Origin of the sequence: Rhodococcus sp. DMU1, assembly GCF_012272955.1 — a bacterium.
In the GTDB taxonomy this organism is placed as follows: Bacteria; Actinomycetota; Actinomycetes; order Mycobacteriales; family Mycobacteriaceae; genus Rhodococcus; species Rhodococcus aetherivorans.
Genome location: NZ_CP050952.1, coordinates 1911694 through 1937620, shown reverse-complemented (window position 1 = coordinate 1937620; position 25927 = coordinate 1911694). Strand labels below are relative to the sequence as shown.

Sequence of the window (25927 nt, the reverse complement as noted above, 5' to 3'; positions counted from 1 at the left end):
CGGGCGACGTCAGTCCTGCTCCCGCAGCGCGCGCACCGCCTCCTCCGCCTGCCGCGCCGCGTCCTCGGCCTTCGCGGCGTCCTCGTCGGCCGACCGGGCGGTGCGTCGCGCGAACTCGCGCCGCTGCTCCACCCGGCTCAGCTCCTCGCGCAACCGCGCGACGTGCCCGTCGAGTTCCTCGACCGCCGCGCGTGCCCGCGCCGCCACCGACTGCGCCTCGTCGGCGGTGTTCCGCGCCGCCTCCGCCTCGGCGACGGCGGTCTCCAGGGCGGCGGCGCGCCGGGTGCGCTCGGCCTCGTCCGCCTCGGTGTCCGTCCGTGCCGGCGGGGGCGGGACGACCGACAGCCCCACCGGGCCGAAGCCGCTGTAGTCCAGGGGCGCCTCGAGCCGGCCCCCGCGCACCTGCTCGGCCAGATCGGCGTCGGCGAGGGCGGCGTGCAGGGTCTGGCCGACCTCGCGCAGGGCCGCCTCCGACGCCCGCCGGCCATGCTCGGCGGCGAGGCGGGCCGCGGTCTTCTCGAGCGCACCGATCACCCGCCGTCGCTGCGTGGACAGCCGCCGCAGCTCGGACCCGGAGAGCTGGCGCTGCGCGGAGCGCAGGGCGTCGCCGAGCCCGAGCAGGGCCGTGACCTCCTCGGACTTCTCGCGGACGAGCATGTTCACCAGCCAGGCCGACACGGTCGGCTTGCGCAACCGGCCGACGGCCGCCGCGAGCTCGCGGTCTCCGGCCTCACGGGCGCGGGCGACGTGCTCGCTGCGGGCCGCGGTGAACTCGCCCGGATCGAGCCCGTACAGCTCGTCGGCGATGTCGTCGAGGTCCACCGGCCTACTATGCACCGCTCGGTCAGAGGGTGATGTTCTCCCCCGTCGCCTGGTCGAAGAGGGCGATCTTCGCCGGATCGAACCACAGCTGGACGGGCCGGCCCTTCGCGACGCCGGACTCGGCGGGCAGCCGCGCGACCATCGACCCGCCGGCGAGGTCGGCGACGCCGACGTCGGCCGCCAGGTCGTCGAGGTCGCTCGAATGCAGGTCCGGGGACTCGACGGTGAAGTACGCGTACTTGTCCGACCCCATCGATTCGAGCACGTCGACGTCCACGGTGAAGGTCGTACCCTGCTCACGCTGGGCCGGGTCCAGGAGCGTGGCGTCCTCGAAGTGTTCGGGCCGGACGCCGACGACGACGTCACGTCCCGGATTGTGCTTCTGCACGGCCGCCCACCGCTCGGCCGGCAGGGTAAAGTCGCCGATCACGGTGCGCACGCCGTTCGACTCGAGCTGGCCGGCCAGAAAGTTCATCGACGGAGAGCCGATGAATCCGGCCACGAACAGGTTTCTCGGCCGGTCGTAGAGCTCCTGGGGCGCGCCGATCTGCTGCACCAGCCCGCCGCGGAGGACGACCACCCGGTCGCCGAGGGTCATCGCCTCGGTCTGATCGTGGGTGACGTACACCGTGGTGGTGCCCAGCCGTTTCTGGAGGCGGGCAATCTCGGTGCGCATCTGCACCCGCAGCTTGGCATCGAGGTTGGACAGCGGCTCGTCCATGAGGAACGCCTTGGGGTTGCGCACGATCGCGCGGCCCATCGCCACCCGCTGACGCTGCCCGCCGGACAGATTCGACGGTTTGCGGTCGAGATGGTCCGTCAGGTCGAGGATCTTGGCGGCCTCGGTGACCTTCCGCTCGATCTCGTCCTTGGGCATCTTGGCGAGGGTGAGCGGGAAGGCGATGTTCTCCCGCACCGTCATGTGCGGGTACAACGCGTACGACTGGAACACCATCGCGATGTCCCGGTCCTTGGGCGCCTTCTCGTTGACCCGCTCGCCGCCGATGCGCAACTCGCCGGAGGAGATGTCCTCGAGCCCGGCGATCATGTTCAGCGTCGTCGACTTCCCGCAGCCCGAGGGACCGACCAGGATGATGAACTCCCCGTCGGCGATCGTCACGTCCACGTCGCTGACCGCCTTCGCCCCGTCGGGGTAGAGCTTGGTCACCTTGTCCAGCACGATTTCAGCCATCTGGGTCATCCCTTCACTGCGCCGGACGTCAGGCCGGCCACGATGCGACGTTGGAAGATCAGCACGAACACGATGATCGGGATGGTGATGACCACCGCGGCCGCCGCGATCGAGCCGGTGGGCTCCTCGAACTGCGAGGCCCCGGTGAAGTTGGCGATCGCCGCGGGCGCGGTGATGGACCGCTCGGTGGAGGTCAGCGAGATCGCGAACAACAGGTCGTTCCAGCAGAAGATGAACACCAGGATCGCGGCGGTGACGATGCCCGGCGCCGCCAGCGGCGCCACCACCTTTCGGAACGCCTGCCCGGGTGTGGCGCCGTCCATCTTGGCGGCCTTCTCGAGCTCCCACGGGATCTCCTTGAAGAACGCCGAGAGCGTGTAGATCGCCAGGGGCAGGGAGAAGGTGATGTACGGGATGATCAGGCCGGCCCACGTGTCGAACAGCCCGAGTTTGCGGATGATGTCGAAGAGCGGGCTGACGAGGGAGATCTGCGGGAACATCGCGATCAGCAGCGCCACGCCGACGAGGATCTTCTTGCCCGGGAAGTCGAGCCGCGCGATGGCGTAGGCCGCCATGGTGCCGATGACCACCGCGACCACCGTCGCGATCAGCCCGATACCGATGGAATTGATCAGTGCGCTGGTGAACGCGTCGGTGCGGAAGATCCCGCGGTAGTTGTCGAGTGTCCACTCCCGGGGAATGAACCGGCCGTCCTTGATGGTGCCGGCCGGCTTGAAGGACAGGCTGGCGATCCACACGACGGGGATCAGCGCGTACAGCAGGACGAGCAGGTTCACCACCGACCAGCTCAGCTTGCGGCGCGGGGTCTCGGTCGTCGTCATGTCACCGTTTCCCTTCCGGATCGGAGCCCGGTGCGGACGCCCCGAACAGCTTGATGAACACGAACGCGATGATGGCCACGCACAGGAAGATCAGGACGCTGATCGCCGACCCGATCCCGAGGTTGAACGCCTTGAACAGGTTGTCGTATCCGAGGATCGACACCGAGCCCGTGCCGTTGGATCCGCGCGTGAGGACGTAGATGTTGTCGAAGATGCGGAAGGCGTCGAGGGTGCGGAACAGCAGGGCCACCAGGATCGCCGGCTTCATCAGCGGCACGATGATCCTGGTCAGCCGCGTCCATGCGCCGGCGCCGTCGACCTGGGCGGCGCGCAGCAGGTCGTCCGGAACGAGGGCCAGCCCGGCGAGCAGCAGCAGCGCCATGAACGGGGTGGTCTTCCACACCTCGGCGAGCACGATGATCGCCAGCGACGGAAGCTGCTGCGTCAGTGGGGCACTGCCCTCGGGCAGGAGGTTCGCGAGGTAACCGGTGCCCGGCGTCCACGCGTAGTACCAGCTGTAGGCCGCGGCGACGGTGACGATGCCGTACGGGATCAGCACCACGGTGCGGACGGTGCCCTTGCCGACGATGGTGCGGTGCATGATCAGCGCCAGTGTCAGGCCGAGGACGAACTCGATCGCCACCGACACGACGGTGATCCCGGCGGTCACGGCGAACGCCTGCCACCAGAACGCGTCGGTGAGGACCGAGACGTAGTTGGCCAGTCCGACGAACTCGCGTTCGTCGGGGAACCGCAGGTCGTACCGTTGCAGGCTCAGCCAGACCGCGTACCCCACCGGGTAGGCCGTGACGGCGAGCATCAGCAGCGCCGCGGGTGCGACGAGCCACAGCCCGAGCCGGCGTTCGGCCTTCTTCCCTTCGGAGAGAAGGGCTTTCTCGCGCCGGGACGGTGCGGTCCGGGCGCCCTCGGCCGGCGGGACGGGTCTGGTTGCGGGCGTGGTGGTCACGGGATCAGCCCTTCCGAATTGACCGCCTTGCGAACCTGTTCCGCGAGTTCGTCGACCGTGCGCGGCGGATCGATCCGGTCGACCGGGTTGAGCGTGGCGGTGATGAGCGTCGAAATGCTCTGGTAGGCGGGCGAAACCGGGCGCACCGCCGCGTTCTCGAGGCTCTCGCGCACCTCCCGCCACACGGGATACGCCTGCTGGAACTCCGGGTCGTCGTAGAGCGAGGCGAGAGTGGGCGGAACGCCGCCGTCGACGGCGTTGTTGCGCTGGTTCTCCTCGTTGCGCAGGCACTGCATCGCCTCGAACGCCAGGTCGGGGTTGCGGCTGGTGCGGGCGACAGCGATGTTGAACCCGCCGATGGTGACCCGTGCGGGCGTGCCAGCGATCACCGCCGGGTACGGCGCGGGGAGGAAGTTCTGCTCGCCGTTCACCGTCAGCACCGTGTTGCCGGTGTTCTCGGCGGTCACGTTGCCGTTGTCGTCGATGGAGGGCAGGAAGCCCTTCTCGGCGTTCTCGAGGATGCCGGGGTAGACGAACGGCCAGTTCACCTGGAAGGCGGCCTTGCCGCTCTCCATGCCCAGGCGGGCGGCGGCCTCGTCGGACTGGTTCAGCGACGGATCCGCACCGGGCGCCGTCGCCACGCGCTTCATGATGTCGAGGGCCGTCACGGCGGCGTCACCGTCGGCCACGGTGACGGTGGTGCCGTCCTCGGCGACGACGGATCCGCCCGCGCTGGCGAGCAGGGTGTTGAACCACACCATCAGGCCCTCGTACTGGCGGGCCTGCACCCCGATCCAGCTGGGCCGGCCCTCGTCCGCGAGCCCGCTCGCGATGTCGATCATCTCGTCCCACGTCTGCGGCGGGCGGCCGCCGGGCATCAGGTCCTTGCGGTACCAGAGCAACTGGGTGTTCGTGTTCAGCGGAGCCGCGTACAGGGTGTCCTGCCACGTCGCCGAGGCCAGCGGCCCGGCGAGGGTGCCCTCGGACACCGAGGCCGCGACGTCCGGCGGCAGCGGCAGCGCCCATCCCGCCTCGGCGAACTCGGCCGTCCATACCACGTCGAGGGTCATCAGGTCCAGCGTGTCGTCATCGCCGGTGAGCCGCCGCGCGAGCTGCAGCCGCTGGTCGTCGGCGCCCTTCGGCAGGGTGCGCTGCTCGATCGTGTACCTGCCGCCGGCGGCGGCCGTGCAGTTCGCCGCCGCGGCGGCGTACTGCTCCGCACCGTCGGCGGCGGTGTAGAAACTCAGTACCGTCCCGCTGGACTCGCTGCCGCACGCCGCGACCGACGACAGCGCGAGCACCGCCGCGGCACCCACCAGTCCGACCCTCACCGCCCGTCTCCGCACCGCAGCCTCCGCCCGTCGTCCAGCGCGACGGTGACTTCCGTCACACTTGGTGCGAACGTAACGCACCGGGCGCCGGCGCGCGACCCAACTGCCGCCCGGAGCGGAACTGTGATCGAACGGTTTACAACGCGAGCTTGGCGAGCAGGTCCCGGGCCCGTTCGGCGTTGCGCGGCGCGCACAGCACGTCGTAACGGCCGGCCACCAGCTGCATCGTCGACGAGAAGTCACGCTGGCCGCGCGTCGCGGCGTACGGGATCGTCGTGGAGATCAGGCCGAAGACGATGCCGCCGACCATGCCGACGAGCAGGGGGCCGAGGAAGTCGGTCGAGAAGATCCCGAGCAGCAGGCCGAAGAACAGACCGAGCCAGGCGCCGGAGGCGATGCCGCCCCCGATCACCTTCGCCCACGTCAACCGGCCGGTGACCCGCTCGACCTGCATGAGGTCGACGCCCACGATGGTGACGTCCTCGACCGGGAAGGACTGGTCCGAGAGGTGGTCGACAGCCCGCTGCGCCTCGGCGTAGGTGGTGTACGAACCGACCGGCCAGCCGCTCGGCGGAGTCGGCAGGCCCGGCGTGGCGCGTCCCGGCTGTCCGAGGGGGTTGGTCATCTTCGGCTCCTTCTCGTGACTGCGCGCCCCGATCCGGCGCACCTGTCCATTCTGCCCGTGTGCGCCTTCGGCGCCGGTGCGTCCTTTGGGTTGTTTCCGCCGCCCGAAGGACGCACCGGCGGCGCAGCCGCCTACTGCGGCGGCTCGAACTTCGTGGTGCGGGTCATCCCGGCCGCCCGGCCCTTCGCGGAGATCACCAGCGCCATCTTGCGGCTGGCCTCGTCGATCATCTCGTCCCCGAGCATCGCGGCGCCGCGCGCGCCGCCGGCCGCGGAGGTGTGCCACTCGTAGGCGTCGAGGATCATCTCGGCCTTGTCGTAGTCCTCCTGCCGCGGGCTGAAGACCTCGTTCGCGGCGTCGATCTGGCTGGGGTGCAGCACCCACTTGCCGTCGAAGCCGAGGGCAGCGGTCCGCTGCGCCGAGCGCCGGAACGCCTCGACGTCGCGGATCTGCAGGTACGGCCCGTCGATCGCCTGCAGGCCGTGGGCCCGGGCCGCCATGAGGATGGTCATGAGGATGTGGTGGTAGGCGTCGCCGCGGTCGTAGCCGTCGGGCTGCTCACCGACGACGAGGGTGCGCATGTTGATGCTCGCCATGAAGTCGGCCGGGCCGAACACCAGGGTCCGGACGCGCGGGCTCGCCGTGGCGATGGCGTTGATGTTGGTCAACCCGAGTGCGTCCTCGATCTGCGGTTCGATGCCGATGCGGCCCACCTCGAGGCCGTGGGCCTTCTCCACCTGGGTCAGCAGCAGATCGAGCGCCTGCACGTGGCTCGCGTCGGGGACCTTCGGCAGCAGGATCGCGTCGAGGTGCGCGCCGGCGCCGCCCACCACGGTGGCGACGTCGAGGTAGGTGGCGTCGGTCGTCCAGTCGTTGACCCGCACCACCTTCAGCTGCTCGCCCCATCCGTCCTCGTTGAGGGCCTCGACGATCGTCGTGCGGGCCTGCTCCTTCGCCAGCGGGGAGACGGCGTCCTCGAGGTCGAGGAACACCTCGTCGGCGGCGAGGCCCTTGGCCTTGTCGATCATCTTGCGGCTGCTGCCGGGAACGGCGAGCACGGACCTTCGGGGCCTGAAGTCGAACGACATGGGCTGGGCAGACCTCCGTGTTCCGAAATCGACGACCGCACGTTCTAGCCTGACCATCATGGCAGCAGTGAGCAAGGTATTCGCGGCGAGGCTCGCCGGTCTGGTGGTCCTCGGGCCCGACGGCGAGTCGATCGGCCGGGTGCGCGACGTCGTGCTCACCATCCGGATCGGCCGGCAGCAGCCCCGGGTGCTCGGCCTGGTCGTCGAACTGCCAACGCGCAAGCGAATATTCGTGCCGATGCTGCGGGTGACGGCGATCGAGCCGGGCGCCGTCACCCTGAACACCGGCAACGTGAGCCTGCGCCGGTTCACGCAGCGGCCGACCGAGGTGCTGGCGCTCGCGCAGGTGCTCGATTCGAAGGTCCGGGTCGACGATCCCGAGCTGGGCGAGCTCGCGGGCGTGGACGTGGTCGTCGTCGACCTCGGCATCGAACTGACCCGCACCCGGGACTGGCTGGTCTCGCGGGTGGCCGTGCGCGCGCACCGCGGCCGGCTGGGCCGGAGGTCCGCGATCCACGTCGTGGACTGGCAGCACGTGCACGGTCTGACCTACACCAACCTCGGGATGCCCGGCCAGGGCGTCTCGCAGCTGCTGCTGCAGTTCGAGGACATGCGCGCCGCCGACGTCGCGAACGCGCTCCGCGAGCTGCCGGAGAAGCGCCGGCACGAGGTGGCGGTCGCGCTGGACGACGAGCGGCTCGCCGACGTCGTGCAGGAGCTGCCCACCGACGACCAGACCGATCTGCTGATGCACCTCGAGGTGGAACGCGCCGCGGACCTGCTCGAGGCGATGGATCCCGACGACGCCGCGGATCTGCTCGGTGAGCTGCCCGACTCGGAGGCCGAGTCGCTGCTCCGCCTGATGGATCCGGAGGATTCGGAGCCGGTGCGGCGGTTGCTCGAGCACTCCCCCGACACCGCCGGCGGCCTGATGACCCCCGAGCCGGTGGTGCTCACCCCGGCGACGACGGTGGCCGAGGCGCTGGCCCGGGTCCGCGACCCGGACCTCACGCCGGCGCTCGCGTCGATGGTGTTCGTGGTGCGGCCGCCCACCGCGACCCCGACGGGCAAGTATCTGGGCTGCGTGCACCTGCAGCAGCTGCTCCGGGAGCCGCCGGCCGGCCTGGTGGGCGGGATCGTCGACAACGACCTGCCGCGACTGGACCCGGACGACTCGCTCACCGCGGTCACCCGGTACTTCGCGACGTACAACCTGGTGTGCGGGCCCGTGCTGGACGACGAGGGGCACCTGCTCGGTGCCGTGACGGTCGACGACGTGCTCGACCACCTGCTGCCCGAGGACTGGCGCGAGGAGGAGGCCGACGATGAGTGACCGTTCCGCCGTGGCCCGGCAGCGCCTCGACACCCCCCGCACCGGCCGCTTCCGGGTCAACTTCGACGTCGAGGCCGTCGGGCGCGTCAGCGAGTCGATCGCCCGGTTCCTCGGCACCGGGCGCTATCTGGCCATCCAGACCGTCGTGGTGATCGTGTGGATCCTGCTCAACGTCTTCGCCGTCGCGCTGCAGTGGGACCCGTACCCGTTCATCCTGCTGAACCTCGCGTTCTCCACGCAGGCCGCGTACGCCGCGCCGCTGATCCTGCTCGCCCAGAACCGGCAGGAGAACCGGGACCGGGTCTCCCTCGAGGTGGACCGGGCCCGCGCCGCCCAGACCAAGGCGGACACCGAGTTCCTCGCGCGTGAGCTGGCGGCGCTGCGGCTGGCCGTCGGCGAGGTGGCCACCCGCGACTATCTGCGCCGCGAACTCGACGATCTGCGCGCACTGCTGATCGAGCCGGGGGAGGAGGACACGGCAACGACGACGGCCGGTAAACCGCGCCCTCCCCGCCGCTGAGACGTGACTCGCTGTAACGTTCATCACAGCCGGTCGATGGTGTCGGTGGGGTAACGGTCCGCGACGAGTAGGTCTGTGGGGTGATGGCGTGCGCTGGCAGGGTCTGATCGCGGTGCCGGTGGTGCTCGGCGCGGGGTTCGCGGCGGTCGCGTCGTCGCCGGCGACGGTGGCCGCGACGGAGAACACGGAGCCGGTCGTCGTGACGGCGGCGGACGGCAGCACCGGGGTCGGGGTACTGCCGGCGGATCCGGCGACGACGCGGCCCGTGCGCGGAGCCGCGAGCACGGCTCCCGATCCCGCCGCGGACCTACCGCCCGCGGTCACGGTCGCTCCCGGACAGCCGTCACCCGTGATGGCCGGTGAGGGCCCCCTGGCGATCCCCGAACTGGTGCTCTACGCGTACCGGGCGGCCGAGATGCAGCTAGCGATCAGCGAGCCCGGGTGCGCGCTGCCGTGGCATCTGCTCGCGGCGATCGGACGGATCACCTCGCAGCACGCCGATTCGGGACGCACCGACGTGCTCGGCACCCTCACCACCGCGCGTGTGGCCCCCGGGACCGGCAGGCTCGGGCCGATGCAGCTGCCCCCGGCGGTGTGGTCGCAGTTCTCGGCGGACGGCAATGCGGATGGCGCCGCCGACCCGCAGAACGTCTTCGACGCCACCCTGGCGGCCGGCACCTGGCTGTGCTCGGACGACGCTCGCCTCGCCGAGCCCGACGCCCGCGCCCGGGCAGCGGCCCGGTTCGACCCGTCGCCCGAGTTCGTCTCCAACGTGCAGGCCTGGTCGGCCGCCTACGAGAAGGGCGCCGCGGTCTCGCCGGGGATCGTCGTGCCACCCCCGATGCCGTCGGCCACGCCGGCCGTTCCGGCCTTGCCGAACACCGTCGACGTCGCCGAGACCGTCCCGGCTCCCGTCGCCGGGACCACCGGTGCGCCCCCACCGGGGCCGGTCCCGGCGCCCGCGGTCGAGCCGGACCCCGCCCCCGCGCCGGTCGTCGGGACACCGCCGCCCGCGCCGGTGCTGCCGCCGCTGCCGTGTCTCGTCCCGGCGCTGTGCCCGGCGCCGCCCGTGCCCTGATCCGGTCACGACTCGATCTCCCGGTAACCCCTCCCTGCCACCGTATGCCCAGCTCAGCGCGTTACATCACGGTAGGGTAACGGAAACGCATCACTTCATGTATGGTCGATACCGCCATGTAACGAAAGCGTCTCGGGGTAGGCGCCCAGGAGGTATCGAGTGGGCCGGCACAGAAAGCCTTCGGAGTCCAAGCTTCGCCGCAATTCGGTCATCGCCCTCACCGGACTGGTTCCGGTCGGCGTGGTCGCCGCCGCCACCAGCGCCGGTGCGAGCCCGAAGACCCTGTTCGGCGTCCAGGACACCGAAGCGGTGGCCGAGCCCGTGACCGCCGCGTCCGAGACCACCTACGTCGCCGACGGGGTCTCCCGCGACGTCGCCGCCGCAGCCGCCCTCATGACCGCTCCGGAGCCTACCGCGGAACCCGCGGCGGCCCCCGCGCCCGCCCCGGAGCCCGCACCCGCCGCCCCGGCGCCGCTGCAGCCCGGCCCCCTCGGGATCCCCGGCATCAACTTCGCCGCCTACCAGAACGCCGAGCGGATCCTCGCCGCCGAGAACCCCGGCTGCAACATGTACTGGACGCTGCTCGCCGGCATCGGCCAGGTCGAGTCCGGCCACGCCAAGGGTGGCAAGGCCGACGACAAGGGCAACCTCCTCGAACCCGTGATCGGCCTGCCGCTCGACGGCAGCCTGCGTGGCCAGGCCGTCATCCGTGACACCGACGGCGGCACCCTGGACGGCGACACCGTCTACGACCGGGCGGTCGGCCCCATGCAGTTCATCCCGTCCACGTGGAAGCTCTACGCCGGTGACGGTGACGGCGACGGCGACGCCGACCCGCAGAACCTGTACGACTCCACCCTCACCACCGCCAAGTACCTGTGCGACGGCGGAAACAACATGCACGACATCGCGCAGGCCACCAAGGCCATCCATCGCTACAACAACTCGATGGCATACGTTGCCAACGTGCTCGCCTGGTCGGCCGCCTATTCGACCGGTGTCACCCCCAGCGCGGCGGACCTGCCGCGCATCCACTGATCGGGCGCCACCTACGATTGATGCCATGGCAGTCAGCGAGTCCGACGTTCGCAGCGCCCTGGCGCGGGTCCAGGATCCCGAGATCCGCAAGCCCATCACCGAGCTCGGCATGGTCAAGAGCATCGAGATCGGCGGCGACGGCAGCGTCGACGTCGGCATCTACCTGACAACCGCCGGCTGTCCGCTGCGCACCGAGATCACCGACCGCGTCACCAAGGCCGTCGCCGACGTCGCCGGGGTCTCCGCCGTGCGCGTCGAGCTCGACGTCATGACCGACGAGCAGCGCACCGAGCTGCGCAAGTCGCTGCGCGGCGACTCCACCGAGCCGGTCATCCCGTTCGCCCAGCCCGGCTCGCTCACCCGCGTCTACGCGGTGGCCTCCGGCAAGGGCGGGGTCGGCAAGTCCTCCGTCACGGTTAACCTCGCCGCCGCGATGGCCGCGCGGGGCCTGTCCGTCGGCGTGCTCGACGCCGACATCTACGGCCATTCCATCCCACGGATGCTCGGCACCGACGCCAAGCCCACCCAGGTGGAGCGGATGATCATGCCGCCCGTCGCGCACGACGTGAAGATGATCTCCATCGCCCAGTTCACCCAGGGCAACACGCCCGTGGTCTGGCGCGGACCGATGCTGCACCGTGCGCTGCAGCAGTTCCTCGCCGACGTGTTCTGGGGCGATCTGGACGTGCTGCTGCTCGACCTGCCGCCCGGCACCGGCGACGTGGCGATCTCCGTCGCGCAGCTGATCCCGGGCGCCGAGATCCTCGTCGTCACCACGCCGCAGCAGGCCGCCGCAGAGGTCGCCGAACGGGCCGGCTCCATCGCGCTGCAGACCCGCCAGCGCATCGTCGGCGTCGTGGAAAACATGTCGTGGCTCGAACTGCCCGACGGTACCCGGATGGACGTGTTCGGCACGGGCGGCGGTCAGGCCGTCTCCGAGCGGCTCACCCGCGCCGTCGGCGCGACCGTCCCGCTGCTGGGCCAGATCCCGCTCGATCCGGCGGTGCGCGAGGCCGGCGACGCCGGCACCCCGATCGTTCTCAGCGCCCCCGAGTCGCCTGCGGGTACGGCGCTGCGCGAGATCGCCGAGAAGCTCGCCGTGCGGCGCCGCGGCCTGGCCGGCATGTCGCTGGGGATCGACACCACCCGCCACCTGTAGGCGCCTGCGGCGCCGGTGTGCCCTTCGGGTTGCTCCTGCCGCCCGAAGGACACACCGGCCGCGCAGCGGCCTACGTCGCGTCGGAGTCGATGGGGGGCTTCTCCCCGGCCGCCAGCGGCGGCGGGACGGGCTTGCTCACCGGCTTGGTGCCGGGCTTGTCGAAGTTGCCGGTGAGCAGCGATTCGTCGCCGTCCAGCAGGTGCTTGGTGATGACCGCCTTGGGCGTCATGCCGCGCAGCTCGTTGAGTTCGGACAGGGGTTGACGCAGGTCGTCGAACTCGGGGCCCAGCTCCTCCTTCAGCTGCTCCTTCGCGCCGGACGCGTAATCGCGGACCTGCCGCAGCGACTTGGTCACCCACGACACCGCGCCGGGCAGCCGCTCGGGGCCGAGGACCACGAGCGCCGCGACGAGGAGGACCATGAATTCGCCCCAACCGATGTTGCCGAACACCGCTCCAGGGTACGTGGTGCCGCGCCGTTCGCAGCCCGGAGGACCCAGGTCACAGCGAATTCCCAGCGAACAGGGAGCCGACGGTCAGTCGGACTGGGGGGTCACCTGCACGTCCACGAGACGGCCCGAGCGGACCAGCTGCACCGTCACCGGCTCGCCGATCTTCTGGGCGTGGACCGCGACGACCAACTCGTCCGCGCTGGTGACCTCGCGGTCCCCGACCTTGACGATCACGTCGCCCTCGACGATCCCGGCCTGCTGCGCGGGGCTGCCCTCCTGCACGTTGGCCACCTCGGCGCCGCTGGCGACGTCGTTGACGACGCTGCGGGCGTTGACGCCGATCTCCGGATGACGCATCGCGCCGGTGCGGATCAGTTCCTGGGTGACGGCGGTGACGTCGTCGATGGGAATGGCGAACCCCAGACCGACGGAACCGCCGGTCTCGGTCTTGATGGCCGAGTTGATGCCGATGACGCGGCCCTCGGCGTCGACGAGCGGGCCGCCGGAGTTGCCGGGGTTGATGGAGGCGTCGGTTTGCACCGCGTCGATCACGGCGTCGGTGTCGGTGCCCTGACCGCCCAGGCGCATCGGCCGGTTGAGGGCGCTGACGATGCCGCGGGTGACGGTCTTGCTCAACCCGAGCGGCGAACCCACGGCGATGACGTCCTCACCGACCTGCACGTCCCCGGAACGGCCCAGTTCGGCGACCGTGAGGTTGTCCACGTCGACGGAGAGCACTGCCAGGTCGGTCTTGATGTCGCGCCCGACGATCTGTGCGGGCACCTTGGTGCCGTCGTTGAAGGTGACCTGGATCTTCGCGTCCGGACCGGTCGCGGCCATCGAGATCACGTGGTTGTTGGTGACGATGTATCCGGCACCGTCGATCACGACACCGGACCCGGTGCCGGACTCGTCGCCGACGGTGACCTGGATGGAGACGACGGCGGGCAGCACCGCGTCGGCCACGCGGGCCACCTGCCCGGTCGGCAGGTCGCCGTCCTGCTCCACCTGGGCCAGCGTCACGCTGCGGCTGGTGAGGGAGCCGGTGTCGGACGTGATCAGCGCGACGACGAGACCGCCGATCATGCCGATGGTCAGCGCGACCGCCGCCAGCGTCGCGAGGGCGCGGGTCTCGATCCGACCGCCGAAGAGGACTTCCCGCAGCGTGAGCTTCGGGGCGGGCGGCAACGGGCGCTCGTCGCGGGCCTGCGCAGGCGCGCCCAGGCGCACGTTCGTCGTGGGGTCGCGCCACGGGTCGGGCTCGGGGCCGTCCGCATCGGTCTCGGCATCCGGGTCGGCCGGGGGCCGCTGCAGGATCTCGGAGGTGCCCACGGGTCGGCCGAACGCCTCGGCCAGCACCGGATCGGCGGGCGCACCGTGGCCGACCCGCGGCTCCGCGGCCCGTTCCTCGGCGGACCGGCCGAACGAGCCCGTCGTACCGGCCGGCCGGCCGAAGACGCTGCTGGCGGCGGCGTCGACGTCCGGGCGATAGACCGGGCGGGGCTGCAGGCGCGGGGCGTCGGCGCGGTGCGACACGCCCGGCGCGGGAGCGCCGTCCGTGTCCGACGTCGAGGCGGCCCGGCGCTCGGACTCCACTGATTCCGCTGTCACGCGTGCCCGTCTCCCCCGTGTCCGTCAGTCACGGTGCCCAGTATCACCGATGGCACCGGTGGCACCGCCACCGACCGTCGCGGGTCGATCACGGCGCGGAAGGACGCGAGCACCGTCAACGGCGCCAACGGATCGGCCAGCGCCGCCCGGCGGGCCAGGACTGGTCGGCCGCCAGCACTCCCCCGAAGCCGGGCGCGGACAGGTCCTGGTGGTGCTGCGGGATGTCGGCGAGGGCACCCAGGAGGGAACTCGGCATCGGGGGCGGCGCCGTCCGGGCGGCGTCGCGCAACGCGCGCCGGGCCTGCTGCTGGGCCTCGACCTCCGTGGCGCACTCCGGGCACACGGCCAGGTGCTCGGCCGCCCGGAGATACGCGTTCATCCGCAGTTCGCCGTCCACGTACGCTGCCACAGCCTCACTCGCCAGGTGCTCCGTGGAACCGAACCGGCGGGTCGGGTGTGCCCTCGTCATGAAATCCTCCTGGCGGCTACCCCGCATCGACTCGACCGACTTCGACCTTCCCATGCTCGCGCAGGTGCTCACGCAGCGCCTGCCGTCCGCGATGGATGCGGCTGCGCACCGTGCCGAGCTTGACTCCCAGTGTGGCACCGATCTCCTCGTAGGACAGGCCTTCGATGTCACACAGGACGACAGCAGCACGATAGTCCGGCGCCAGCGAGTCCAGGGCGGACTGCAGGTCGGCGCCGAGCCGGGCATCGTGGTAGATCTGCTCGGGGTCGGGGCCCTCGGAGGGCACGCGGTCGTAGTCCTCGGGCAGCGCCTCCATGCGGATGCGGTTGCGGCGCCGGACCATGTCGAGGAACAGGTTGGTGGTGATGCGGTGCAACCAGCCCTCGAAGGTGCCCGGCTGGTAGTTCTGCAGCGAGCGGAAGACCCGGATGAACGTGTCCTGGGTGAGGTCCTCGGCGTCCTGCGCGTTTCCGGACAAGCGGTAGGCGAGCCGGTACACCCGGTCGCCGTGCTCGCGCACCAGCTCGTCCCACGACGGCATCACCGCACGGTCACCGGTGGCGTCGAACACTGCCGTGCCGGTGAGCTCGACGTCGGCCGTGGGCTCGGCGTCGGGGCTGGGGAGCTGGGGGGAATCGGCCATGTGGATCGCTGGATCCTCCTCTTCGGGACCGCTGATCGTGGGTGTCGGTGTCTTCGTCCAACACCCGGGGGCGCCGGCTTGTTCCCGGTACCCCGATCGCGCTGTCGGTGCGGTCTGATGTGGTATCTACACCCTCACGCACGGGGATGTGGTGCCGATATGAGCAACCTGAGCATCGCCTGAGAATCCACCCGCCGTGCGCGCCTGCCTGCGACCGGCCCCCGGCGACGATAACCTCACTGGGGTGCACACGAATGCCGAACGGATCCTGGCCCACGTCGAGAACGTCACCGAGGACGAGAACCTCGCCCTGGCGCGTGAGCGTGCCCTCGATCTCGGCGCAGATCCGATCCCGGCAGCAGTGGGCGCGGCCCTGACGATGTTCACCCGCATGCTCGACGCCCGGACGGTCGTCGAGGTCGGCACCGGCGCCGGCGTCAGCGGACTCTGGCTGCTGCGGGGCCTGCGCGAGGACGGCGTCCTCACCACCATCGACAGCGAGCCCGAGCATCAGCGTGCCGCCAAGACCGCGTTCCGGGAGGCCGGCGTCACGGCCTCCCGCACCCGGCTGATCAACGGGCGCGCGCTGGACGTGCTGCCACGGCTGGCCGACTCGGCCTACGACCTGGTCTTCGTCGACGCCACCCCCGCCGATCATCCGCACTACGTCCGCGAGGGCGTGCGGCTGTTGCGACCGGGCGGGGTCATCGTGTTGCACAACGCGCTGCTCTGCGGCCGCGTCGCCGACCCGGGCGAGCGTGACTCCGCCGTCCTCGCCGTCCGAGAGGCGACGCGGGCCGTGGTGACCGACGAGCGTCTTGCACCGGTGCTGCTGCCGGTGGGCGACGGGCTGCTCTGCGCCGCCAAGCTCTAGGCCCCGGCGCACGCCCCGATCAGATCCACACGCCCTTGCCGATGGCGACGACGCCGCCGCTGCTGACGGCGAAGCGCTGCCGGTCGCGTTCGAGGTCCACGCCGATGATCTCGCCGTCGCCGACGACGACGTTCTTGTCGAGGATCGCGCGCCGCACGACCGCGCCCTTGCCGATGCGCACGCCCGGCATCAGGACACTGCCCTCGACGGTGGCGCCGTCCTCGATCATGACGTTGGAGCTGAGCACCGAGTTGCGGACGGTGGCGGCCGACAGGATGCTGCCCGATCCGACGATCGACTCCTGCGCGAGACCGCCCTGGACGAATTTCGCCGGCGGCCACATCTCGGAGGCGCCGCGGATCGGCCAGCGCCGGTTGTAGAGGTTGAAGATCGGGTGCACCGACACCAGGTCCATGTGCGCGTCGTAGAACGCGTCGAGGGTGCCGACGTCGCGCCAGTAGCCACGGTCGCGTTCGGTGGCGCCCGGCACGACGTTGTCGTTGAAGTCGTAGACGTGCGCGGCGCCCTGCGCGACGAGGGCGGGGATGATGTCGCCGCCCATGTCGTGGTCCGAGTCCGGGTTCTCGGAGTCCGCCCGCAGCGCCTCCACCAGCACCTTGGTGGTGAAGACGTAGTTGCCCATCGAGGCGAAGGTGACGTTGGGATCGTCCGGGGTGCCGGGCGGGTGCGCGGGCTTTTCGAGGAACTGGGTGATGCGGCCCTGCTCGTCGGTGTCGATGCAACCGAACGCGAACGCCTCGCTGCGGGGTACCCGGATGCCGGCGACGGTCACGCCCGCGCCGGACTCGATGTGCTGGCTCACCATCTGCTCCGGGTCCATCCGGTAGACGTGGTCGGCGCCGAACACCACGATGTACTCCGGATCCTCGTCGTAGACGAGGTTGAGCGACTGGAGGATGGCGTCGGCGCTGCCGGTGTACCAGCGCGGCCCGAGCCGCTGCTGCGCCGGCACCGGGGTGATGTACTCGCCGGTGAAGCCCGACAGGCGCCAGGTCTGGGAGATGTGCCGGTCCAGCGAATGGGACTTGTACTGGGTCAGCACGCAGATCCGCAGGAACCCGGCGTTGACCAGGTTGCTCAGCACGAAGTCGATCAGTCGGTAGGCACCGCCGAACGGTACCGCCGGTTTCGCGCGGTCCGCCGTCAGCGGATACAGGCGTTTGCCCTCGCCGCCGGCGAGCACGATTCCAAGCACATGGGGCTGGCTCCTCACACAGTCAACCTATCCGCCACCCCCCTCCGCCGCCAGCGAAGAGGCCCATCGGTGGCCGGAACGTCACGCGCCGGATAGTTTGATCCGGTGCGGGTGGCAATGATGACGCGGGAGTACCCGCCGGAGGTCTACGGTGGTGCCGGCGTGCACGTCACCGAATTGGTTGCGCAGTTGCGCCGGCTGTGCGAAGTCGACGTGCACTGCATGGGGGCGCCCCGCGAGGGCGCCTTCGTCCACGGACCCGACCCCGAACTGGCGGGCGCCAACCCGGCGCTGACGACGCTGTCCGCCGAGCTGCGGATGGCGCACGCCGCGAGCGGTGCCGGCGTCGTCCACTCCCACACCTGGTACACCGGCCTCGCGGGGCATCTCGCCGCCGAGCTGTACGACGTGCCGCACGTGCTGACGGCACATTCGCTCGAACCGCGCCGGCCGTGGAAGGCCGAGCAGCTGGGCGGCGGCTACCGCGTCTCCTCGTGGTCCGAACGCAACGCGGTCGAGCACGCGGACGCGGTCATCGCGGTCAGCGCTGGGATGCGCCTCGACGTGCTGGACGCATATCCGTTCGTCGACCCGGCCCGTGTGCACGTGGTGCGCAACGGCATCGACACCGGGGTGTGGCACCCGGGGCCGGCCGAGCCGGGCGAGCCGTCCGCCCTGGAGAAGATCGGGGTGGACCCCGATCGGCCGATCGTCGCGTTCGTCGGGCGCATCACGCGCCAGAAGGGCGTCGGGCACCTCATCGCCGCCGCCCACGACGTGGACCCCGGGATTCAGCTGGTGCTGTGCGCCGGCGCGCCGGACACCCCGGAGATCGCCGCCGAGACCGAGCAGGCGGTGGCCGAACTCGAGCGCCGGCGCGGCAACGTCTTCTGGGTCCGCGAGATGCTCCCCACCGACTCGGTCCGTGAGATCCTTTCCGCGGCATCAGTTTTCGTGTGCCCATCGGTGTACGAGCCACTGGGTATCGTGAACCTCGAGGCGATGGCCTGCGAGACCGCTGTCGTCGCGTCGGACGTCGGTGGCATCCCCGAGGTCGTCGAGGACGGGGTCACCGGCCGGCTCGTGCACTACAACTCCTACGAGCCGCGGGCGTACGAGCAGGCGCTGGCCGCGGCGATCAACGAGGTCGCCGGCGACGCCGCCCTGGCTGCGGAGATGGGCCGGGCCGGACGGGTGCGGGCCATCGCGGAGTTCTCCTGGGCGCAGATCGCGCGGCAGACCCTCGCGGTGTACCAGGAGGTCGCCGCCGCGCGGCACTGAGCGTCCCGGCTCAGTGCGTCGCGCGCCGTTCCCACACGGTGACGGTCACCGAGGCGGTCACCGGGAACGGCTCCGGCAGCCCCGAGACCAGCTCCGCCAGCCGCTCGGCGGTCAGGTGGTGCCCCGAGGGCCCCATGCCGGCCAGCTGTCCGAGTGCCGGACGGTCGAGCTCCAGGGTGTACTGCACGTCGGCGCGGTCGACCCGCTCGAACGCGCCGGACAGGGCCGCCCCGAGCCGCTCGGTCTTGCGCTCGTCCACCTGGACCATGCCGGGCAGGGCCACCAGCTCGCGCAGGTGCGACGGGGTGGGGGCCGCGACGACGAGCACGCCGCCCGGCGCGAGGACCCGGTGCGTCTCGGCGGCGTTGCGCGGCGCGAAGACGGACAGCACGTGGCTGAGGACGCCGCTGCGGATCGGCCACTGCCGCCACACGTCGGCGAGCACGGCCCCGACGCGGGGATGGCTGCGGGCGATGCGCCGGACCGCGGGCTTGGACACGTCGAGCCCGACGCCGCGGCTGCCCGGCAGCGCGTCGAGCACCGCCGCGAGATACCGCCCGGTGCCGGCGCCCACCTCGAGGACGCGGGCGGTGCCGTCGCCGCCGGGACGCTCGGCACAGGCGCGGGCGACGGCGTCGCGCAGCGGATCGTAGTGTCCCGCCTCGAGGAAGTCCGCCCGCGCGGCGATCATCTCCGCGGTGTCGCCGGTGAACCGCGTCGCGGCCCCGGTGAGGAGGCTGACATACCCCTGGCGGGCGACATCGAAGCTGTGCCCGGCCTCGCACAGCAGCACGCCGTCGTCGAGATCGAGTCCGCGCTCGCACTGCGGGCAGGCGAGCAGATCGGTCACCGCGTCGAGCACGGGCAGTCCTTCCGAGAAACGAAGAGCACCGGAGTACGAACAGCAACGGGCCCCGCGCACCGTGGAGCGCGGGGCCCGGAGAACCCGGCGAATCGTCGCCGGGTGCCGACACCTAGCTGGTGACGCCCTTGAGCTCTTCGCCGAGCGCTGCAGCTTCCTCCGGCGTGAGTTCGACGACCAGACGTCCGCCACCCTCGAGTGGAACCCTCATGACGATTCCTCGTCCCTCTTTGGTTGCTTCGAGGGGACCGTCCCCGGTCCGGGGCTTCATGGCCGCCATCCTCTGCTCCCTCCAAATCTGCGCTCGACTCTTGCGCGCGTGGGTTACCGTGGGGGCCTCGTCGGAATTCGACGAGGCTCGCCACATCATTCTTCCCTATCCGGCCGACCGCCGGGTAGCTGACTATGCCTTAATGTGGCCGGAAACTGGTCGAACGTCCGTCTCGACCCAGCAGTCGGCGAGGTGATCGTCGACCATGCCGGTGGCCTGCATGAGCGCATACGCCGTGGTAGGACCGACGAACGCGAAGCCGCGCCGCTTCAGTTCGCGGGCCATTGCCGTCGACTCCGGTGTCACCGCCGGCACCTCCGCCACGGAGCGGAACCGCCGGGCGCGCCGCGCCGGCGCGAACGACCACAGCAGCGCGTCGAGGTCCGTGCCCTCCAGGTCGAGCACCGCCCGGGCGTTGGCGACCACCGCCTCGACCTTGCGCCGGTTCCGGACGATGCCGGCGTCGCCGAGCAGGCGAGCGACGTCGTCGTCCGTGTAGCGGGCGACCACCTCGACGTCGAACCCCGCGAACGCCGACCGGAACGCCTCCCGCTTGCGCAGGATCGTCAGCCACGACAGCCCCGACTGGAACGCCTCGAGGGCAAGGCGCTCGAACAGCTCGTCGCGCCCGTGCAGCTCGCGGCCCCACTCCTCGTCGTGGTAGTCCCGGTACAGCGTGGACCCCGGCGGATCCACCGCCCACGGACAGCGCACCCGGTCCTCGTCCATCGCTACTCCCCCCTGTCCGAGCGGTCCCCTGCGGCCTCTACCGCAACGGATGCGTCGGCCTGCCCCACCGCGGCGTCGCCACCGGGCGTGCCCCGCTCGGCGTCCTCGTACGCGGCGAGCCTGGCCCGCAGGTCGTCGATCTCGTGCGAGAGCCGGTCGAGCGCCCAGTCCACCTCGGCGGTCTTGTAGCCCCGCAGCACCTGCTGGAAACGCAGATCCCGGACGTCCGCGCCGGTCACGTCGGTGACCGGCAGGGCCGTGGCGGTGGTGCCCGGCGGGATCGGCGCCAGGGTCTCCCCGCGGCCGAACACCGCGCTCGCCACGAGGAACAGCACCGCGCCGACGACCACCATGACGAGCAGGTAGAGCAGAACCGTCAGCATGTACCGATCTTGGCACGGGCCACCGACAGGGCGCCCGGGGCGTCAGGCCACGGTGGCGGCCGGGGGCCGGTCCGCGAGGCTGACCTCCGTGGTGACGGGGACGAACGCGTCGCCGTCCACCAGGAACTGGGTCAGGCCCGCCCCCGAGTCGGGGATCCCACAGCGAGCGAGCATGGTGCCGACGATCTGCCGGCTCATCACCCCCAGCTCCCCGAGCGGCCGGTTCCGGTGCTTGCGCACGCCGAGGTTGACCTGGGCGATCGCGCCGATCCCGAGCCGGTCGTAGGTGTCGAGCAGCAGCCCGATCTCGACGCCGTAGCCGGGCGCGAACGGCACCGCCGACAGCAGTTCCCGGGTACCGGCGTACTCGCCGCCCAGCGGCTGCAGCACGCACGTCAGCTCCGGCCGCAGCGCCGCGAGCAGCGGCCGCGCCACCAGTTCCGTGACCCGCCCCCCGCCGTTGGCCTCCTCGGCGCCGCTGACCCGGAGCGGGCGGCGGTAATAGCCCTTGACCAGGTGGATTCCGTCGCCGGTGAGCAGCGGTCCGAGCAGCTTGGGGACGAACGCCGGATCGGGGTCGAGGAGGTCCGAATCCACGAACGCGATGAGATCACCCGTGGTGGCCGCGACGGAGCGCCACAGCACCTCCCCCTTGCCGGGCACCGGGGCGAGGCCCGGCACCGCCTCTTCCCGGGAGAGGACGCGGGCGCCGGCGCTGCGGGCCCGCTCCGCCGTGCGGTCGGTAGACCCCGAGTCCAGCACGATCAGCTCGTCGACCAGCCCGCCGAGCAGCGGATGGATGGTGTCCACCACCCCCGCGACGGTCGTCTCCTCGTTGAGCGCGGGCAGCACCACCGACACGGTTCGGCCCCGCTTCGCGCGTTCGAGTTCGGCGATGCTCCATCCGGGCTCGTCCCAGCTGTTCGCCTCGGCCCACGGCCGGGTCATCGCGGTGCTCATGCCAGCCCCCTGACGGTGCGCGCCGGGGGGCGCGTGCCGACGACGGCCGCCACCATGTCGACCACGCGACGGGTCGCCGCCACCTCGTGCACCCGAAACATCCGCGCGCCTGCCGCGGCCGCAAGTGCTGTCGCTGCCAATGTGCCCTCCAACCGGTCGGCGAGTTCCACCCCCAGAGTCTCCCCGATGAAGTCCTTGTTGCTCAGCGCCATGAGCACGGGCCACCCGGTATTTACGAGAACGTCCACGTGCCGCAACAACTCGAGGCCGTGGAAGGTGTTCTTGCCGAAATCGTGGGTCGGATCGATGAGGATGGCGTCGCCGGGCACCCCGGCCTTCGCGGCCCGCTCGGCCGCGGCGACGATCTCGCGCGTCACCTCGGCGACGACGTCGGTGTAGCGCACGCGGTGCGGCCGGGTGCGCGGGACCGCACCTCCGGTGTGCGAGCAGACGATGCCCGCGCCGAGTTCGGCCGCGACGGTCACCAGTTCCGGATCGGCACCCGCCCACGTGTCGTTGATCAGATCCGCCCCCTCCGCCACCGCGCGCCGCGCGACGTCGCTGCGCCAGGTGTCGACGCTGATGAGCAGCCCGGGGTGGCGGGCCCGGATCGCCGCGACGAACGGCACCACCCGCCGGGTCTCCTCCGCCGCGTCGACCACCTCGCCGGGGCCGGCCTTCACGCCGCCGATGTCGACGAGGTCCGCGCCCTCGGCCACGGCCCGATCCACGGCCGCCATCGCAGCGTCGTCGGTGAAGGTCGCGCCCCGGTCGTAGAACGAGTCCGGGGTGCGATTGACGATCGCCATCACCAGGGCCCGGTCGGTGGCGACCGGGCGGCCGCAGAGGGTCGGCGAGACGGTGACGGAGGCGGTCATGATTTCCATCCTGGCACGCACCCGCGGGCGGGCCCGGGCAGGAACCGGCCCAGCGGGAGTCAGCCCGCCGGCAGCTCGCCCCCGGCGACGGCCTCGACGTAGCCGTCGTACGCGGGCCGGTAGCCCTCCTCCGGCCCGGTGAGCACGTAGACGGGGTCGTCGCCGGTGTCGGCGTAGCCCTGCTTGCGCAGGTCCACCTTGCGGCTCTTGAACGTCGAGGTGTGCTCGAGTTCGCCGACGACACGGACGAACAGCGGCACCGCGTACGACGGCAGCGCCCGGTACAGCTGCGCCGCGAGCGCGGTGCCGTCGAACTCGGCACCGTCGTGCAGCGTGATCGCGGCCATGCCGGCCCGGCCGTCGGTGCCGGGGATCTCGACCCCGTAGACCACTGCCTGCGAGATCGACTCGTTCGCCGACACGGCCGCCTCGACCTCGGTGGTGGCGACGTTCTCGCCCTTCCACCGGAAGGTGTCGCCGAGGCGGTCGACGAACGCGACGTGCATGAAGCCCTGGCTGCGGACGAGGTCGCCGGTGTCGAACCAGGTGTCGCCGTCCTCGAAGCCGTCGCGCACGAGTTTGGACTCGCTCGCCTCGGGATCGGTGTAGCCGTCGAACGGGGCACGGTCGGTGACCTTCGCCAGCAGCAGGCCCACCTCGCCGCGGCCGACCCGGCGCAGCCGGCCGTCCGGTCCGCGGAGCGCCTTGCCGGTCTCGTGGTCGTAGTCGACCACTGCGTACGGAAGCGGGCAGACACCCGCGGTGCGCGGCTGGTTGAGCGCGTTGACGAACGCGATGTTGCACTCGCTGGCGCCGTAGAACTCGGCGACGCGGGCGATGCCGAACCGCTGGGTGAACTCGGTCCAGATCTCGGACCGCAGTCCGTTGCCCACCATCAACCGGATGCCGTGGTCGCGGTCGTCCGGCGACGGTGGCTGGTTGAGCAGGTAGCGGCAGATCTCCCCGATGTAGACGAACGCCGTCGCGCCGTTGCGCTTCGCGTCGGCCCAGAATCCGGTGGCGGAGAACTTGCGGCCGAGCGCGAAGGTGGCGCCGGCGGCGAGCACCGACGACAGCGACACGGTGAGGGCGTTGTTGTGGTACAGCGGCAGGCAGCAGTACAGGGTGTCGTCGCGGCGCAGCCGGACGCCCAGGCTGCCCAGGCCCGACATGGACTTCAGCCACCGGAAATGGGTCATCCGGCTGGCCTTGGGCATGCCGGTGGTGCCCGAGGTGAAGATGAAGAAGGCGGTCTCCTTCGCCTGCAGGCGGTCGGTGACGGCGGGGTTCGCGGAGTCGGCGGCGACGGCGAGGTCGTCGAGTTCGCCGACGCGCAGCACCTTTCCGGCCGGCGGCGCCCCGTCGAGGGACTCCAGGGCCTCCTCGCATTCCTCCCCGACCACGAGCACCCGGCTGTCGAGCAGGCCGAGGCTGTGCGCGAGCACCTCGCCGCGCTGATGGTGATTGAGCATGCCGGCCGCGGCACCGAGCTTGACCGTGGCGAGCGCGACGAGCAACGCCTCCGGACGGTTCTTCATCAGCACGCCGACGACGTCGCCGGTGCGCACACCCTGCGCGGTGAGCACGGCGGCGTAGCGGTTGACCTGGGCGTTGGCGTCGCCGTAGCTGAGGGCGTCGCCCTCGAATCGCAGGAACGGCCGATCCGGGTTCCGCTCCGCGAGGCGCTGGAACACCGACCCGATCGTCTCGCGCGCGTCCGGCCGCCGGATGAGACCCCGCGCGCCGCGTAGCAGGCTCGGTGCGTCGGGCAGCATTCGCGGAAGCTGGGTGGCGAGACCCACCAGGGAGATCGTCGAGCCGGACTCGGTCATGGCATCCTCGGTTACTGGCGGACAGGAACTTACTGCAGAGTAAGCAACCTCGGCGCGAAGCGGAAGCCCCTCACCCGGCGCAGCGGTCGAGGGCGTCGTCGATGTCGCCGGTGACCTGCAGGCCGTCGAGCGCGTGGCGGTTGACGAAGCCGGTCGGCACCATCGCCTCGAGCCAGTCGAGCAGCCCCCGGTAGTGCCCCACCGGGTCGAGCAGCACCACCGGCTTGGCGTGCATGCCCAGATAGCCGGCCGTCCACGTCTCGAACAATTCCTCGAGGGTGCCGATCCCGCCGGGCAGCGTGACGAACGCGTCGGCGCGCTCCTCCATCGCCTGCTTCCGCTGGCGCATCGTGTCCGTGACGATCAGCTCGTCGGCGTCGACGTCGGCGACCTCGCGGTGCACCAGCGCCTTGGGGATCACACCGACGGTGTGGCCGCCGGCGGCGCGCGTCGCCTGGGCGAGCGCACCCATCATCGACACGTTGCCGCCGCCGGAGACGAGCTGCCAGCCGCGCCGTCCGATGGCGGTCCCCACCGCCGCCGCGAGCTCGAGGTAGGACTCGTCGACCGGCCCGGAGGCGCAGTACACGCACACCGCCCGCGCCTCGACGGTGCGCTCGCCGCCGATGCCCTCGAACGGATGGAAACCGCTCACCACGCCCCGCCCCCTCCGTACAGCGCCGACTCGTCCTGCCCGCGATGGGCGTCGACGACGATCTGCACCGCCTCCTCCACGCTGTCGGTCAGGTACAGCAGATCGAGGTCGCTCGGTGAGATCCGGCCCTCGCCGACCATCGCGTGCCGGATCCATTCGAGCAGCCCCGCCCAGTAGTGGGTGCCCAGCAGCACGATGGGGAACCGGGTGATCTTGTGGGTCTGGACCAGCGTGAGCGCCTCGAACAGCTCGTCGAGCGTGCCGAAACCGCCGGGCAGGCAGACGAAGGCCTGGGAGTACTTCACGAACATCGTCTTGCGGGCGAAGAAGTAGCGGAAGTTCAGTCCGAGGTCGACCCATTCGTTGAGCGCCTGCTCGAACGGCAGCTCGATGCCCAGTCCGACGGAGAACCCGCCCGACTCGCTCGCGCCCCGGTTGGCCGCCTCCATCGCCCCCGGCCCACCGCCGGTGACAACCGCATAGCCCGCCGCGGCCAACGCGGCCCCGAGGGCACGGCCGGTGACGTACTCGGGGTGGTCGACGGGGGTGCGGGCAGAGCCGAAGACCGCCACCGCGCGCGGCACCTCCGCCAGCGCACCGAAACCCTCCACGAACTCGCTCTGGATGCGCAGCACCCGCCACGGATCGGTGTGCACCCAGTCGGAGGGGCCCCTCCGGTCCAGCAGTCGCTGGTCCATCGTCGTGGTCTCGGTCGCCCGGTCCCGGCGCAACTGGACGGGACCGCGGTGCACCACATCGGCACTCGCACGGTCGCGGGATCCGGGGTCGGTGTCGCGCGCCATGCGCCCAGATTAGG

28 protein-coding genes are annotated in these 25927 nt (G+C 71.2%); 7 read left to right on the top strand and 21 right to left on the bottom strand.

What is annotated here, in order from left to right; genetic code table 11:
* Window positions 1–9: 9 nt before the first annotated feature.
* From HFP48_RS09215 to HFP48_RS09185, 7 genes are all read right to left on the bottom strand, one after another.
* Window positions 10–822 (bottom strand): hypothetical protein, encoded by an 813-nt coding sequence (locus HFP48_RS09215; protein WP_006938762.1) that lies wholly within the window; start codon window positions 820–822, stop codon window positions 10–12.
* Window positions 823–844: 22 nt separating this feature from the next.
* Entirely contained in the window at window positions 845–2014 is a 1170-nt protein-coding gene (gene ugpC / locus HFP48_RS09210) for a sn-glycerol-3-phosphate ABC transporter ATP-binding protein UgpC (RefSeq protein ID WP_006938765.1), read from the bottom strand.
* Window positions 2015–2019: 5 nt separating this feature from the next.
* The gene (locus HFP48_RS09205; RefSeq protein WP_006938767.1) at window positions 2020–2856 is read right to left on the bottom strand and encodes a carbohydrate ABC transporter permease; all 837 of its coding nucleotides are present in this window, start codon (window positions 2854–2856) and stop codon (window positions 2020–2022) included.
* A gap of 1 nt (window position 2857) precedes the next feature.
* On the bottom strand, window positions 2858–3823 hold the full coding sequence (locus HFP48_RS09200) for a sugar ABC transporter permease (RefSeq protein WP_006938769.1): 966 nt from the start codon (window positions 3821–3823) through the stop codon (window positions 2858–2860).
* Window positions 3820–5154 (bottom strand): ABC transporter substrate-binding protein, encoded by a 1335-nt coding sequence (locus tag HFP48_RS09195; protein ID WP_029542479.1) that lies wholly within the window; start codon window positions 5152–5154, stop codon window positions 3820–3822. Before HFP48_RS09195 ends, HFP48_RS09200 begins: the two co-directional genes overlap by 4 nt.
* Before the next feature lie 136 nt (window positions 5155–5290).
* The gene (locus HFP48_RS09190; protein ID WP_003936099.1) at window positions 5291–5779 is read right to left on the bottom strand and encodes a general stress protein; all 489 of its coding nucleotides are present in this window, start codon (window positions 5777–5779) and stop codon (window positions 5291–5293) included.
* A gap of 131 nt (window positions 5780–5910) precedes the next feature.
* The gene (locus HFP48_RS09185) at window positions 5911–6867 is read right to left on the bottom strand and encodes a CoA ester lyase (RefSeq protein WP_029542478.1); all 957 of its coding nucleotides are present in this window, start codon (window positions 6865–6867) and stop codon (window positions 5911–5913) included.
* Between the two features lie 58 nt (window positions 6868–6925).
* Between HFP48_RS09185 and HFP48_RS09180 the strand changes: the two genes are divergently transcribed.
* The 5 genes from HFP48_RS09180 to HFP48_RS09160 all read left to right on the top strand — a co-directional run bounded on the left by HFP48_RS09180 (window position 6926) and on the right by HFP48_RS09160 (window position 11995).
* Complete coding sequence (locus HFP48_RS09180) at window positions 6926–8200, top strand: CBS domain-containing protein (protein WP_029542476.1); 1275 nt, start codon at window positions 6926–6928, stop codon at window positions 8198–8200.
* Entirely contained in the window at window positions 8193–8720 is a 528-nt protein-coding gene (locus HFP48_RS09175) for a DUF1003 domain-containing protein (protein ID WP_029542474.1), read from the top strand. The genes HFP48_RS09180 and HFP48_RS09175 overlap by 8 nt, the downstream gene beginning before the upstream one ends.
* A gap of 88 nt (window positions 8721–8808) precedes the next feature.
* Window positions 8809–9798 carry a hypothetical protein gene (locus tag HFP48_RS09170; RefSeq protein ID WP_168579376.1) on the top strand — a complete coding sequence of 330 codons (990 nt, stop codon included), beginning with the start codon at window positions 8809–8811 and terminating at the stop codon, window positions 9796–9798.
* 159 nt (window positions 9799–9957) lie between these two features.
* Complete coding sequence (locus tag HFP48_RS09165; protein ID WP_006938784.1) at window positions 9958–10836, top strand: lytic murein transglycosylase; 879 nt, start codon at window positions 9958–9960, stop codon at window positions 10834–10836.
* A gap of 25 nt (window positions 10837–10861) precedes the next feature.
* Entirely contained in the window at window positions 10862–11995 is a 1134-nt protein-coding gene (locus HFP48_RS09160) for a P-loop NTPase (RefSeq protein ID WP_006938786.1), read from the top strand.
* Between the two features lie 70 nt (window positions 11996–12065).
* On the opposite strand, the gene tatB is transcribed toward HFP48_RS09160, so the two are convergent.
* From tatB to sigE, 4 genes are all read right to left on the bottom strand, one after another.
* Window positions 12066–12446 (bottom strand): Sec-independent protein translocase protein TatB, encoded by a 381-nt coding sequence (gene tatB, locus HFP48_RS09155; protein ID WP_168579375.1) that lies wholly within the window; start codon window positions 12444–12446, stop codon window positions 12066–12068.
* 84 nt (window positions 12447–12530) lie between these two features.
* Window positions 12531–13982, bottom strand: a complete 1452-nt coding sequence (locus HFP48_RS09150; protein ID WP_037201547.1) for a trypsin-like peptidase domain-containing protein — start codon at window positions 13980–13982, stop codon at window positions 12531–12533.
* Between the two features lie 190 nt (window positions 13983–14172).
* Window positions 14173–14526, bottom strand: coding sequence for a zf-HC2 domain-containing protein (locus tag HFP48_RS09145; RefSeq protein ID WP_029542469.1), 354 nt, complete (start codon window positions 14524–14526; stop codon window positions 14173–14175).
* Window positions 14527–14542: 16 nt separating this feature from the next.
* Window positions 14543–15169, bottom strand: a complete 627-nt coding sequence (sigE, locus tag HFP48_RS09140) for an RNA polymerase sigma factor SigE (protein ID WP_006938796.1) — start codon at window positions 15167–15169, stop codon at window positions 14543–14545.
* Window positions 15170–15413: 244 nt separating this feature from the next.
* Here sigE and HFP48_RS09135 point away from each other — a divergent pair, with 244 nt between their 5' ends.
* The gene (locus tag HFP48_RS09135) at window positions 15414–16043 is read left to right on the top strand and encodes an O-methyltransferase (RefSeq protein ID WP_065922827.1); all 630 of its coding nucleotides are present in this window, start codon (window positions 15414–15416) and stop codon (window positions 16041–16043) included.
* Between the two features lie 19 nt (window positions 16044–16062).
* On the opposite strand, the gene glgC is transcribed toward HFP48_RS09135, so the two are convergent.
* On the bottom strand, window positions 16063–17277 hold the full coding sequence (glgC, locus tag HFP48_RS09130) for a glucose-1-phosphate adenylyltransferase (RefSeq protein ID WP_037200697.1): 1215 nt from the start codon (window positions 17275–17277) through the stop codon (window positions 16063–16065).
* An 87-nt stretch (window positions 17278–17364) separates the two neighbouring features.
* Here glgC and glgA point away from each other — a divergent pair, with 87 nt between their 5' ends.
* Window positions 17365–18540, top strand: coding sequence for a glycogen synthase (glgA, locus tag HFP48_RS09125; RefSeq protein ID WP_029542466.1), 1176 nt, complete (start codon window positions 17365–17367; stop codon window positions 18538–18540).
* Between the two features lie 10 nt (window positions 18541–18550).
* Here the strand turns inward: glgA and HFP48_RS09120 are convergent, their stop codons facing one another.
* The 9 genes from HFP48_RS09120 to HFP48_RS09080 form a co-directional block, all read right to left on the bottom strand.
* Window positions 18551–19402, bottom strand: a complete 852-nt coding sequence (locus tag HFP48_RS09120; RefSeq protein WP_006938800.1) for a putative RNA methyltransferase — start codon at window positions 19400–19402, stop codon at window positions 18551–18553.
* A 112-nt stretch (window positions 19403–19514) separates the two neighbouring features.
* Window positions 19515–19682 carry a DUF3117 domain-containing protein gene (locus HFP48_RS09115; protein WP_003936084.1) on the bottom strand — a complete coding sequence of 56 codons (168 nt, stop codon included), beginning with the start codon at window positions 19680–19682 and terminating at the stop codon, window positions 19515–19517.
* A gap of 123 nt (window positions 19683–19805) precedes the next feature.
* On the bottom strand, window positions 19806–20402 hold the full coding sequence (locus HFP48_RS09110; protein ID WP_168579374.1) for a DNA-3-methyladenine glycosylase I: 597 nt from the start codon (window positions 20400–20402) through the stop codon (window positions 19806–19808).
* Between the two features lie 2 nt (window positions 20403–20404).
* Entirely contained in the window at window positions 20405–20785 is a 381-nt protein-coding gene (locus tag HFP48_RS09105) for a DivIVA domain-containing protein (RefSeq protein WP_043799256.1), read from the bottom strand.
* A 42-nt stretch (window positions 20786–20827) separates the two neighbouring features.
* Complete coding sequence (locus tag HFP48_RS09100) at window positions 20828–21745, bottom strand: glucosyl-3-phosphoglycerate synthase (RefSeq protein ID WP_029542464.1); 918 nt, start codon at window positions 21743–21745, stop codon at window positions 20828–20830.
* A complete protein-coding gene (gene folP / locus HFP48_RS09095) occupies window positions 21742–22623 on the bottom strand; it encodes a dihydropteroate synthase (RefSeq protein WP_029542462.1) in 882 nt (293 codons plus the stop codon). Before folP ends, HFP48_RS09100 begins: the two co-directional genes overlap by 4 nt.
* A 59-nt stretch (window positions 22624–22682) precedes the next feature.
* Window positions 22683–24455: a long-chain-acyl-CoA synthetase gene (locus HFP48_RS09090; protein WP_168579373.1), complete on the bottom strand. Its 1773-nt coding sequence runs from the start codon at window positions 24453–24455 to the stop codon at window positions 22683–22685.
* 70 nt (window positions 24456–24525) lie between these two features.
* Window positions 24526–25113 carry a TIGR00730 family Rossman fold protein gene (locus HFP48_RS09085; protein ID WP_006933997.1) on the bottom strand — a complete coding sequence of 196 codons (588 nt, stop codon included), beginning with the start codon at window positions 25111–25113 and terminating at the stop codon, window positions 24526–24528.
* Window positions 25107–25913, bottom strand: a complete 807-nt coding sequence (locus HFP48_RS09080) for a TIGR00730 family Rossman fold protein (RefSeq protein ID WP_006933996.1) — start codon at window positions 25911–25913, stop codon at window positions 25107–25109. Before HFP48_RS09080 ends, HFP48_RS09085 begins: the two co-directional genes overlap by 7 nt.
* Window positions 25914–25927: the final 14 nt, after the last annotated feature.

What these genes read in the sequence shown, in the direction of transcription:
- ugpC (WP_006938765.1), bottom strand. Translation starts at nt 2,014, where the DNA reads ATGGCTGAAATCGTGCTGGACAAGGTGACCAAGCTCTACCCCGACGGG.
- HFP48_RS09205 (WP_006938767.1), bottom strand. Translation starts at nt 2,856, where the DNA reads ATGACGACGACCGAGACCCCGCGCCGCAAGCTGAGCTGGTCGGTGGTG.
- HFP48_RS09190 (WP_003936099.1), bottom strand. Translation starts at nt 5,779, where the DNA reads ATGACCAACCCCCTCGGACAGCCGGGACGCGCCACGCCGGGCCTGCCG.
- HFP48_RS09185 (WP_029542478.1), bottom strand. Translation starts at nt 6,867, where the DNA reads ATGTCGTTCGACTTCAGGCCCCGAAGGTCCGTGCTCGCCGTTCCCGGC.
- HFP48_RS09180 (WP_029542476.1), top strand. Translation starts at nt 6,926, where the DNA reads ATGGCAGCAGTGAGCAAGGTATTCGCGGCGAGGCTCGCCGGTCTGGTG.
- HFP48_RS09175 (WP_029542474.1), top strand. Translation starts at nt 8,193, where the DNA reads ATGAGTGACCGTTCCGCCGTGGCCCGGCAGCGCCTCGACACCCCCCGC.
- HFP48_RS09160 (WP_006938786.1), top strand. Translation starts at nt 10,862, where the DNA reads ATGGCAGTCAGCGAGTCCGACGTTCGCAGCGCCCTGGCGCGGGTCCAG.
- HFP48_RS09145 (WP_029542469.1), bottom strand. Translation starts at nt 14,526, where the DNA reads ATGACGAGGGCACACCCGACCCGCCGGTTCGGTTCCACGGAGCACCTG.
- sigE (WP_006938796.1), bottom strand. Translation starts at nt 15,169, where the DNA reads ATGGCCGATTCCCCCCAGCTCCCCAGCCCCGACGCCGAGCCCACGGCC.
- HFP48_RS09115 (WP_003936084.1), bottom strand. Translation starts at nt 19,682, where the DNA reads ATGGCGGCCATGAAGCCCCGGACCGGGGACGGTCCCCTCGAAGCAACC.
- HFP48_RS09110 (WP_168579374.1), bottom strand. Translation starts at nt 20,402, where the DNA reads ATGGACGAGGACCGGGTGCGCTGTCCGTGGGCGGTGGATCCGCCGGGG.
- HFP48_RS09105 (WP_043799256.1), bottom strand. Translation starts at nt 20,785, where the DNA reads ATGCTGACGGTTCTGCTCTACCTGCTCGTCATGGTGGTCGTCGGCGCG.
- HFP48_RS09100 (WP_029542464.1), bottom strand. Translation starts at nt 21,745, where the DNA reads ATGAGCACCGCGATGACCCGGCCGTGGGCCGAGGCGAACAGCTGGGAC.
- folP (WP_029542462.1), bottom strand. Translation starts at nt 22,623, where the DNA reads ATGACCGCCTCCGTCACCGTCTCGCCGACCCTCTGCGGCCGCCCGGTC.
- HFP48_RS09090 (WP_168579373.1), bottom strand. Translation starts at nt 24,455, where the DNA reads ATGACCGAGTCCGGCTCGACGATCTCCCTGGTGGGTCTCGCCACCCAG.
- HFP48_RS09080 (WP_006933996.1), bottom strand. Translation starts at nt 25,913, where the DNA reads ATGGCGCGCGACACCGACCCCGGATCCCGCGACCGTGCGAGTGCCGAT.